The sequence below is a fragment of the Clostridia bacterium genome (genome assembly GCA_019683875.1).
GTDB lineage: Bacteria > Bacillota > Sulfobacillia > RBS10-35 > Bu92 > Bu92.
Genome location: JADGHN010000065.1, coordinates 1 through 10340 on the forward strand (window position 1 = coordinate 1; position 10340 = coordinate 10340).

11 protein-coding genes and 1 riboswitch are annotated in these 10340 nt (G+C 70.1%); of the genes, 6 read left to right on the plus strand and 5 right to left on the minus strand.

The window, feature by feature from the left end:
- Window positions 1-159 precede the first annotated feature (159 nt).
- Window positions 160-275, plus strand: a riboswitch (SAM riboswitch).
- 50 nt (window positions 276-325) lie between these two features.
- The 3 genes from IRZ18_06440 to IRZ18_06450 are packed head-to-tail and all read left to right on the plus strand — an operon-like array spanning window position 326 to window position 2666.
- Complete coding sequence (locus IRZ18_06440; protein MBX5476743.1) at window positions 326-1132, plus strand: ATP-binding cassette domain-containing protein; 807 nt, start codon at window positions 326-328, stop codon at window positions 1130-1132.
- On the plus strand, window positions 1129-1794 hold the full coding sequence (locus tag IRZ18_06445) for an ABC transporter permease (GenBank protein MBX5476744.1): 666 nt from the start codon (window positions 1129-1131) through the stop codon (window positions 1792-1794). The genes IRZ18_06440 and IRZ18_06445 overlap by 4 nt, the downstream gene beginning before the upstream one ends.
- Entirely contained in the window at window positions 1791-2666 is an 876-nt protein-coding gene (locus IRZ18_06450) for a MetQ/NlpA family ABC transporter substrate-binding protein (GenBank protein MBX5476745.1), read from the plus strand. The genes IRZ18_06445 and IRZ18_06450 overlap by 4 nt, the downstream gene beginning before the upstream one ends.
- 89 nt (window positions 2667-2755) lie before the next feature.
- Here IRZ18_06450 and IRZ18_06455 read toward each other — a convergent pair whose 3' ends face one another.
- The 3 genes from IRZ18_06455 to IRZ18_06465 form a co-directional block, all read right to left on the minus strand.
- Complete coding sequence (locus tag IRZ18_06455) at window positions 2756-3490, minus strand: glutamine amidotransferase (protein MBX5476746.1); 735 nt, start codon at window positions 3488-3490, stop codon at window positions 2756-2758.
- A gap of 17 nt (window positions 3491-3507) precedes the next feature.
- Window positions 3508-4833 carry a DUF1727 domain-containing protein gene (locus IRZ18_06460; GenBank protein MBX5476747.1) on the minus strand — a complete coding sequence of 442 codons (1326 nt, stop codon included), beginning with the start codon at window positions 4831-4833 and terminating at the stop codon, window positions 3508-3510.
- Between the two features lie 120 nt (window positions 4834-4953).
- A complete protein-coding gene (locus tag IRZ18_06465) occupies window positions 4954-5751 on the minus strand; it encodes an SDR family oxidoreductase (GenBank protein ID MBX5476748.1) in 798 nt (265 codons plus the stop codon).
- A gap of 202 nt (window positions 5752-5953) precedes the next feature.
- On the opposite strand from IRZ18_06465, the gene IRZ18_06470 reads away from it, so the two are divergent.
- The 3 genes from IRZ18_06470 (at window position 5954) to IRZ18_06480 (ending at window position 7983) form a co-directional block, all read left to right on the plus strand.
- Window positions 5954-6388, plus strand: a complete 435-nt coding sequence (locus IRZ18_06470; GenBank protein ID MBX5476749.1) for a cupin domain-containing protein — start codon at window positions 5954-5956, stop codon at window positions 6386-6388.
- Window positions 6385-7128, plus strand: a complete 744-nt coding sequence (locus IRZ18_06475) for an N-acyl homoserine lactonase family protein (protein MBX5476750.1) — start codon at window positions 6385-6387, stop codon at window positions 7126-7128. The genes IRZ18_06470 and IRZ18_06475 overlap by 4 nt, the downstream gene beginning before the upstream one ends.
- Before the next feature lie 81 nt (window positions 7129-7209).
- A complete protein-coding gene (locus tag IRZ18_06480; protein MBX5476751.1) occupies window positions 7210-7983 on the plus strand; it encodes a DUF169 domain-containing protein in 774 nt (257 codons plus the stop codon).
- 57 nt (window positions 7984-8040) lie between these two features.
- Here IRZ18_06480 and IRZ18_06485 read toward each other — a convergent pair whose 3' ends face one another.
- Together IRZ18_06485 and IRZ18_06490 are read right to left on the minus strand one after the other, a co-directional pair.
- Window positions 8041-9357 carry a uracil permease gene (locus IRZ18_06485; protein MBX5476752.1) on the minus strand — a complete coding sequence of 439 codons (1317 nt, stop codon included), beginning with the start codon at window positions 9355-9357 and terminating at the stop codon, window positions 8041-8043.
- 119 nt (window positions 9358-9476) lie between these two features.
- A complete protein-coding gene (locus tag IRZ18_06490) occupies window positions 9477-10313 on the minus strand; it encodes a purine-nucleoside phosphorylase (GenBank protein ID MBX5476753.1) in 837 nt (278 codons plus the stop codon).
- Window positions 10314-10340: the final 27 nt, after the last annotated feature.

Genomic DNA, 10340 nt, shown 5'->3' on the forward strand with positions numbered 1-10340 from the left:
GATGCCTCCTAGAACTCCAATGGGCTTAGTCTATCCCATCGAGGGGGACCGTGCGGGCGGGATTCCGAAACTGAGCTTCGTCCTGCCAGTTCCTGGCCGTTGACGCGGGGCGTCCCCGTTCCTAAAATTGCGTCCAGTGCCGCGACAACTGAAGACCGACTCTTATCAAGAGATGGCTGAGGGACTGGCCCGATGAAGCCCGGCAACCTCCCCGCGCTCTGGGCGGCGCGGGAAAGGTGCCAAATCCTGCAGAGCTCGGCTCTGAGAGATAAGAGGAGCGACTTGGACTTCTGGCGCCCCTCTGTCACTCGGAGGGGCGTTTTTCATGGCCCCTCCCCGCGGCGACTTTCCACGAGGAGGTGGTCCATGCGTGATCACGATCGAGAACCTGCACAAGACCTACCGCGGCGACGGCCGCGAGACGCCGGCCCTACGCGGCGTGGACCTGCAGGTCGAGGCCGGCGAGATCTTCGGCATCATCGGCCTTTCCGGCGCCGGCAAGAGCACGCTCGTGCGCTGCCTGAACCTGCTCGAGCGCCCCGATCGCGGCCGCATCGTCATCGACGGCCGCGAGCTCTCCAGCCTCTCCCGGCGCGCCCTGCGCGCTGCCCGGCAAGAGATCGGCATGGTGTTCCAGCAGTTCAACCTGCTGAGTTCGCGCACGGCCGCCGGCAACGTCGCCCTTCCGCTCGAGATCCTGGGCTGGAAGCGCGACGCCATCCGCCGGCGCGTGGCCGAGCTGCTCGGGCTGGTCGGCCTTGCGGACAAGGCCGACGCGTACCCCGGCCAGCTGAGCGGCGGCCAGCAGCAGCGCGTGGGGATCGCGCGCGCCCTCGCGGCCCGTCCGAAGGTGCTGCTCTGCGACGAGCCGACGTCCGCGCTGGATCCGGTCACCACGCGGCAGATCCTCGACCTGCTGGCAGAGATCAACCGCCGCTTCGGCCTGACGATCGTGATCATCACGCACGAGCTTTCCGTGGTGAAATCCGTCTGCCACCGCGTGGCCGTGCTCGCCGACGGGCGGGTGGCGGAAGTCGGGCCGGTGGCACAGGTGATCGAAGAGACCCGCTCCGAGGCCGCGCGGCGCATCGTGGCGGCCTACCGGCAGCAGGAAGGCGGTGCCATCGCGTGAACCCCGACCTGCTGCCCAAGCTCGCGCAGGCGACCGTCGAAACGCTCGACATGGTCGGCGCAAGCGCCCTGTTCGCCACCCTGCTGGGCGTCCCCCTCGGCGTGCTCGTCGTCATCACGCGCCCGGGGCACGTCATGCCCGTGCCCGTCCTGCAGCGGGCGCTGGGCATCGTCATCAACACCGCGCGGTCGGTGCCGTTCCTCATCCTGATGGTCGCCCTGTTCCCGCTGACGCGCCTCGTCGTGGGCACCGCGATCGGCACCCAGGCCGCCATCGTCCCGATGACGATCGGGGCGACGCCCTTCGTCGCGCGCATGGTGGAGCAATCGCTTCTCGAAGTCGACCCCGGCGTGATCACGGCCGCCATCTCCATGGGGGCCACCCCCTGGCAGATGGTGCGCAAGGTGCTCCTGCCCGAGGCGTTGCCCTCGCTGGTGCTGGGCATCACGATCACGACGGTGAGCCTCGTGGAGTTCTCCGCCATCGCCGGCGCCATCGGGGGCGGGGGCCTCGGGGATCTCGGCTACCGCGCGGGCTACCAGCGATACCGCGCCGACATCCTGCTGGGCGCCATCGTGCTGCTCGTCGCCATGGTGCAGTTGATCCAGTTCATCGGCGAGACGCTGTCCAACCACATCCGTGCCAGGAGGTCCATCGCATGAAGCGAATCATCACGCTCCTTTCCGTCGCCGTCCTGCTCTTCGCCGGTTGCGGACCCGCGCCCGCGTCCGGGGACTCGCGGGCGTCAGAGCCCGGCCCGTCCGACGGCGGCCAGCACGTGCATCTCGTCGTGGGCGCCGTGCCGACGCCGCACGCGGAGATCCTCAACGACGTCGTCAAGCCCATGCTCGCGAAGAAGGGCATCGACATCGAGGTCAAGGAGTTCGAGGACTACATCGCGCCCAACGAGGCGCTGTCCGCCGGCGACATCGACGCCAACTACTTCCAGCACGTGCCGTACCTCGACGACTGGAACCAGCACCACGGGACGAACCTGATCTGGCTCGCCAAGGTGCACATCGAGCCGATGGGCGTCTACTCCAAGAAGATCAGCAGCCTGGACCAGCTCAAGGACGGCGACGCGATCGGCATCCCCAACTCGCCCACGTCCGTCTCCCGCGCGCTGCTCCTGCTGCAGACCGCGGGGCTGATCCAGCTCAAGGACGGCGGCTCCTACACGAGCACCGTGGACGACGTCGTCGCCAACCCGAAGCACCTGAAGTTCGAGGAGATCCAGCCGGAGCTGCTGCCGCGCTCGCTCGACGACCTGGCGGCGGCCGCGATCAACGGGAACTACGTGCTCGAGGCGAAGGAGGCCGGCATCCTGAAGGATCCGAAGCCTCTTGTCCAGGAGGGGGCGGAGTCGCCCTTCGCGAACGTGCTGGCCGTCCGCGCGGAGGACAAGGGCAAGCCGGCCCTGTGCGAGCTGGCGAAAGCCCTCGTGACGCCGGAGGTCAAGGACTACATCCTGCAACACTACACGGGCACGGTCGTGCCGGCGCAGTCGCTCAACCCGGACGCCGGCTGCCAGTGACGGAAGACCCAGCCCGGTCCGGCCCGCCGGACCGGGCTTTTTCTGTCCCGCCGTCTCTCCCGCGATCCTGCCGCATCGGCCTCAATGCGTCATGACGACGCCTTGATGCCGACGTGCCGCGTCAGGAACGCGCGGTGGGCGGCCCACTCGATCTCGTCGTCGAGCGGGCGGAACTCGACGGCCAACCCCGCGTACGCGGCCGCGAGTCCCAGGACGAAGTCGGCGAGGCGCGGGTTTTTGGGCAGAAGGGGCCCGTGGATGTAGGTGCCGATGACGTTCTTGTACCGCACGCCCTCCTGGCCGTCGCGGCCGTTGTTGCCGTGGCCGCTCAGCACGGCGCCCAGGGGGGCGTGCCGGTGAACGGTGCGCCCGCCGTGGTTCTCGAAGCCGACGACCGTGCCCACCTCGGGCGACTCAATGGCGATGTTCCCGATCAGCCGCGGCCTGCCGGCGGTGGTGACGAGATCGAGAAGCTCCATTCCGGCCACCTTCGTCCCGTCCGGGAGCTGGTAGAACTCGCCGAGCAGCTGGTAGCCGCCGCAGATGGCCAGCACCGGCAGGCCGTCCTCCACCGCCGCCTTGAACTCCCAGCGGTGCCGGCGGAGTTCCTCGGCGACCAGCGCCTGCTCGCGGTCGGAGCCGCCCCCGATCAACACCAGGTGGTAGTCCTTCAGGCGGAGCTCGTCGTTGCGCCGCACGCATGTGACGTGGGCGCGAAGCCCGCGCCACTCGCAGCGCCGGAGGAGCGTCTGGACGTTGCCGCGGTCCGCGTAGAGGTTGAGGACGTCGGGGTAGAGGTGAGCGATGCGAAGCGTCTTCTGCATCCGGCGATCGCGGGCGGCTACGGGTGGTCCGGCGAACGGGACTCCCGCTCGGACAGCTGTTCCAGCACTCGCGCCGCCCCGTACAGTGCCGTGTACGTCGTCAGCACGTACACCGGCAGGGAGCCGAGCGTCCTCGCTGCGCGCAGCGCCCGGCGGATCCCCTCCTCCAGGTCGGGCGTCGTCTCGATCTGGCGGGTCGGGTAGCCTGCGTACTTCAGGCGCACCGCCATGTCCTCGGCACGGGTGCCCGTCGTGACGCATCGTAAGACGCCGCCCCTCTCGGGGACGAGTTCCCAATCGGCATCCCACAACCAGGATACGTCTCGACCGTCCGCGGCGCGATCGTTGATGGCGACGCACAGCACCTTCGGGCCCGGCTCGCGGCATATCGCCTGCAGGATCGAGTCGCAGCCGGTGGGGTTCTTGATGAGGCTCAGGATGGCGACCGGCTCGGTGGGAAAGACCTGCATGCGGCCGATCGGCCCCCGGTAGCGGCGCAGCGCCGCGGTGATCTCCTCGGTGCGGAAACCGTTGAGCCGCGCCACTGCGATCGCGCAGAGGGCGTTGTAGGCGTTGAACAGCCCGCGCACCGGGAGGTCGAACGACGCGGCGCCCGCGCGCCCCTCCACCACGTGGAGGGACTTGCCGTCGTAGTGGCCGGTGAAATCGAGCGGCGGCCGCGCGAAGTTGCAGTGGCCGCACCAATAGAGGCCGAGCTGGCCATAGAAGTAGCCGTCGTACCGGAGGCGGTGGCCGCAGCGCAGGCAGGACTCGCCGTCCCTCGTCTGCTCCCGATCCGGCGGGCGCGCGGACTGGCGGGACATCCCGTAGTAGACGGTCGGGCGGCCGCAGCGCAGGCCGATGTAGCGGGCGAGAGGATCGTCCGCGTTGAGGACGGCCGTGGCCCGCGTGCGGCGGATGCCGTCGACGATCAGCTGCAGCGCGGTGTCGATCTCCCCGTACCGGTCCAGCTGGTCGCGGAACACGTTCGTCACGGCCACGTAGTCGATCGGCAGGTCGCGCGCGACGAGGGGCAACGTGGCCTCGTCCACCTCGAACACGGCGCGGTCCATCCGCAGGCGGCCGCGCCAGTCCGCGGCGGAGATCAGCGCGTTCATCAGGCCCTGGCGCAGGTTCGCGCCGGAGGCGTTGTTGACGCACGGCCCCCTCGAGCGGAAGATCGTGGCCAGCATCACGGACGTCGTCGTCTTGCCGTTCGTGCCCGTCACGACGACGCACGATCGGAGCTGCCGGCCCAGGCGCCGCATGAGCCGAGGGGACACCCGGAGCGCCAGGTGACCGGGAAAGCTCGTCGCCCGCCGGCCGAGAAGGCGAAGCACCATGCGGCTGCCCTTGCCGACCCAGACCCCGATCGTGGCCGTCAACTCCTCGCCATCGCGTCCCTGAGATTGACTCTACGATGGTCCGGGTGCGGCCATGATCGCCCGGGTCCGCCGGCCGCCTCAGAGGCCGCGCACCATGCCGCCGTCGACGAGCAGCGTCTGTCCGGTGACGTAGGTGTTCTCCGGCCCCATCAGGAACGCCGCGACCCGCGCCAGCTCCCGCGGATCGCCGTAGCGGCCGAGCGGAATGCGCGCCTCGGTCTCCGCGCGCGCGGCCTCCACGGAGATCCCCCGCCGCGCGGCGACGTCGCGGTCCACCTCCACGACCCGTTCCGTCATGAAGCGTCCCGGCGCCACGCCGTTGACGAGGATGTGCCGGGGCCCCAGCTCCCTCGCCAGCGTCTTGATCAGCGCCGCGATGGCCGGGCGGTAGGTGTTGGACATCGTGAGGTTGTCGATGCCCTCCTTCACGGACGACGACAGGATGGCGACGATGTGCGCCGGGCGGTCCGGAGCGGCCCGCAGGACGGGGACGGCCGCCCTCACGGTGCGGATGAACGAGAGCAGCGTCGCGTCCAGCCCGGCGAGCCAGTCCTCGTCCGTGAGAGAGAGGAAGCTCCCGAGCTTCGGCCCGCCGGTGTTGAAGAGCACGTCGTCGACGGCCCCGAAGCGCTCCACCGTGGCGGCGACGGCCGCTTCCACGTCCTCGCGCCGCGTCATGTCCGCGGTGACGGCCATCGCTCGCCCGCCCGAGGCTTCGATGGCCGCGACGACCTCCCTCAGCTTCTCCGCATTGCGGCTGGCCACGACCACGTCGGCTCCGCGCGCGCCGAGCTCCTCGGCGATGGCGCGTCCCAATCCGGAGCTGGCGCCGGTGACGAGCGCCACGCGGCCCGCATGCGTCTTCGCCGGCTGCATCACGACTGGCACGACATCCGCCTCCCTGCAGTGGCGGACCCGCTGCGGGGTCCGGTCTCCCCCCCATCATGCCACGGCCTCTCCGCCCCGCGGCAGGAATCCGCACGTCCAGAGCGAATCGCCGCGGAAATCCCCGCAGGGCCGTTTCCACCGCCTGGCAAGCGCGGCGCCATTCCGTGCACGCAGAAAGGAGTTGCTCCAGTTGACCCAGTTCAACCAGAACTACTTCAACACCGACGCGGACGCGCAGGACCGGGGACGAAAGGGCAGGTTCTTCCACCTCGACGAGGTCACCGGCTTCGCCGCCGCCCAGGGGCTCGTCCTCAAGCCCGTCTGGGGGGAGAACCTCATGCTGAGCTTCGTCTACATGGAGCCGAACACCGTGGCGCCGGAGCACGCCCACCCGGAGGAGCAGATGGGCCTCGTGATCGACGGGGAGTACGAGTTCGAGATCAACGGCGAGAAGAAGATGTGTCGCCGGGGCGACGTCTACTGGATCCCGCCGAACGTGCCGCACTCGGCCCGCACGTATGAGAAGGGGTGCTTCGCGCTGGACGTGTTCAACCCGCCGCGCCAGGCCTTCAAGGCGCTGCAGGAAGCCGCGGAGCGGCAGAAGCGGGAGGAGGGTCGCGCGTGATCCGCCGCCTGCGCATGCTCAAAGCCGGGGAATGCGTCGTCGACGCGTCCGTGCTCATGCCGCGACGCCCGCGCGGCCAGATGATCCGCCTGCCGATCTGGACGTACCTCGTGGAGGCCTCCGACGCGCGGTTCCTCGTCGATACCGGCATGCCGCGCTCGTGCGTGGGCAACCCGGACTACTTCAAGGGGACCGAGGACGAGGGCCTGATCCTCCCGGACATGAAGGAGGGCGACCACGTCACGGCGGTCCTGGAGCGCCTGGGCCTCCAGCCCCGGGAACTCGACGCGGTCGTGGCCACGCACCTGCACTTCGATCATGCGGGCGGCCTCGCGGCGTTCGCCGGCGTGCCGGTGCTCATCCAGCAGGAGGAGTACGATCTGGCCCGGAGCGGGGAGGTCCTGCCGGAATGCTTCCCGGAGGGGCCGCTGTACCGCCCGTATGCCGGCGACCGCGAGCTGGCCCCCGGGCTGCGGCTTCTGCACACGCCGGGACACACGCCGGGGCACACCTCGGTGCTCGTCGAGCTCCCGGGCGAGCCGCCGGTGTTGCTGACCGTCGACGCCGTCTACACCCGCGAGAACTGGGAGGGCGAGCCCGGCGCGTTCTCCGAGCCGGAGCGCGCCGAGCGGAGCGTGGCGCGCCTGCGTGAGATCGCACGGGAGACGGGCGCGCGCGTGTTTTTCGGGCACGACGTCGAGCAGGCCGCGGAAGCGGAGTGGCAGAAGTACCTGGCGTGAGCGGAGGCCGCCGCAGGCGGCGGGCCGCCCGGAGTGACGGGCCGGGCGCCCGCCGGCGGTCTCTCAGAGGGGGCGAAGCTGGTGGACAACGCGCAGCTTGCCGAGGCGATCGAACGCTACGTGAGACCCGACACCTTTCCCGTGGCGGCCCGCATCTGGCCGCAGGACGCGCCGCTCCCGGAGAAGGCGCGCCGGCCGAAGGAGGACCTGGGCGCGCGGATCACGATCTGCCAGGGCGTGAGCATCGCCCGCCGGTACGGGTGGACGCTCGCCATCGACACGGCCGACCTCTCATGCCCCATCGCCCAAGTGGCCTTCGGATTCAAGCCCGCGCTCGACTTCTATACCCAGGGCGGGCTCGCGCACGGCATGTACACGGAGACGGCGGAGGCGGGCGCGCGGACCGAGGCGGCCGTTCCGAAGCTCCCGCCGGAGGAGCGGGGCGTGGTCGTCGTCGGTCCGCTGGCGCGGGCCGCCTTCACGCCGGACGCGGTCGTCGTCTACGGGAACTCGGCGCAGGTGATGGTGCTCGTGGCGGCCGCCCTCTGGAAGCGCGGCGGCGAACTGGTCTCGCGCTTCTCGGCGCGCGCCGACTGCGCGGACCTGCTCATCCGCGCCGTCAGGGAGCGGGAGCCGCAGGTGATCCTGCCCTGCTACGGCGACCGCGTCTTCGGCCAGACGCAGGACCACGAGATGGCGTTCAGCTTCCCGTTCGACCGCGCGGAGGAGATCGTGGCCGGCCTGCAGGGGACGCACAAGGGTGGCGTCCGCTATCCCATCCCGCACTTCCTGCGGTATGAGGCGCACTTCCCGGAAACGTACCAGAAGCTCAGCCGGATGTGGGACGAAGGCTGACCGGGGCGGTCATCGGGCGATGCGCAGAGCAGGCCGGTGGCCCGGGCGGAGCGGCGCTCAGGCGCCGCTCCGCTCCGCCTCCCGGGGCAGGATCAGGTTCAGCAGGATGCCCGCGATGGTCGCCAGCGGCATTCCGTCGAGCGCGAACGACCCGAAGTTGACATGGGCCCCACCGACGCCCAGCACCAGCACCGCGCTGACGATCAGGAGGTTGCGCTGGCTCGCGAGGTTCACGCGGTGCTCCACGAAGAGGCGCATGCCCGCGGCCGCGATCACGCCGAACAGCGCGATCGACACGCCGCCCATCACGGCCGTCGGGATGCTGTGGATCAGTGCGCCGAGCTTCGCGATGAAGGACAGCAGGATGGCGATGACCGCCGCCACGCCGAGCACCCGCACCGAGTACACCCGGGTGATGGCCATCACGCCGATGTTCTCGCCGTACGTCGTCGCGGGCGGGCCGCCGACGAGCGCCGCGACGGTCGAGGCAAGGCCGTCGCCGAGGAGCGAGCGGTGCAGGCCGGGATCCTTCGCGAAGGGCCGGCCGACGATCTCCGCGGTGACGAGCAGGTGGCCGATGTGCTCCGTCACGAGGACGATGGCGATCGGCGCGATCAGCAACACGGCCGGCAGCGTGTGGGCGTCGAAGGTGGGCGGCACGAAATGCGGCAGCGCGAACCACGGAGCCGCCGCCACCGCTTTCCAGTCGACGAGGCCCACAAGAAGGGCGATCACGTACCCGCCGGCGATGCCGATGAGCACCGGCACCACCCGGGCGAAGCCGCGAAGGGCCGTGCCGGCGATCATGATGATGAGCAGCGTCGCGAGCGCCACGAGGCTCTCGCGGCTGAGCGGGTTCACGCCGTTCGCGCCGGGCAGGAGCTTGGCCATGCCGAGCGCCGTCTGGGCGAGGCCGAGCCCGATCACGATCACGACGGCTCCGACGACGGGAGGCGGCAGCAGCCGGTCCACCCAGCCGGTGCCCGTGCGCCCGATGACCAGCGCGATGAGCACGTAGGCGATCCCCAGCCCGAGCGCGCCGGCGACGGCCGCGCCCGGTCCCCAGGACTTCGACGCCGTGATCATCGCGCCGATGATGGCGAAGCTGGATCCCAGGTACGCGGGGATCTTGCCGCCGGTGACAAGGATGTAGATCAGCGTGCCGACCCCGCCGGTGAAGAGCGCAACGGAAGGATCGAAGCCCGTGAGGTACGGCACGAGCACCGTGGCGCCGAACATGGCGAACAGGTGCTGAAGCGACAGGGCCAGCCCCGAGACTCCCGGGACGGTTTCTTCCGGAAGCACGGGCAACGAAAAGGAGGCCTTGCGGCCTCCCTTGATTTCGCGCGTGGCGGACGATGTCGCGGTCGACATGATTCCGTTCAACCCCCAATCGCGCCCTCGCTGGGACGCGTTAATTGGTACCTCGTCCACCATGACACAACCGTCGCGCGCAAGCAAGATTCGACGAAAAACGGCGCGCCCGCCGGCGCCTACGCCAGCCGCCGCACGATCTCGCGCAGCAGGGCGCGGAACGACCCACCCACGCGCTCCGCCACAGCGAGCACCTCTTCGTGCGTCAGCGGCGGCTCGCCCTTCTGGCGCACCTCGTCCGTGAGGCAACTGATGGCCAGCGTTCGCATGCCGCAGTGCACGGCGGCGAGAATCTCCGGCACCGTCGACATGCCGATGGCGTCGGCCCCGGCCATGCGCAGGAAGCGGCAGAACGCCGCCGTTTCATAGAACGGCCCGCGGATCCACGCGTACACGCCTTCCCGCAGCGGCACCCCGACGGCCGCGGCCGCTGCCCGCGCCACCGCCTGAAGCTCCGGCGTGTAGGCGAGGTCGGAGGCCGGGAAGCGCGGTCCGAGCTCGTCGTCGTTGGGGCCGACGAGCGGGTTGTCGAACACGAAGTTCAAGTGGTCGGTGATCAGCATGAGGTCGCCGGCGTGATAGTCCGGATTGAGGCTGCCCGCCGCGTTGCTCGCGATCAGCGTCTCGACGCCGAGCTCCTTCATGACCCACACCGGGAACGCGAGCGCGGACAACGGATAGCCCTCATACGCGTGCACGCGCCCCTGCATCGCGAGGACGGGCACGCCTTCGATCCGGCCGAGGATGAGCCGGCCGGCGTGGCCGGGAACGGTGGAGACGGGAAAGTGGGGAATCTCGCCGTACGGGATGGCGGTCGCGTCCTCGATCTCGTCGGCGAGCGGGCCGAGACCGGACCCCAGGATGACGGCGACCTTCGGGCGCAGGCCTGTCCGCGCTCGAACCGCGGCGGCGGCCTCCTTGCGCCAGCTCGGCGGGATGCCCTGCGGTTTGTCCATGGCCATCCTCCGTCCAGAACGATGTCA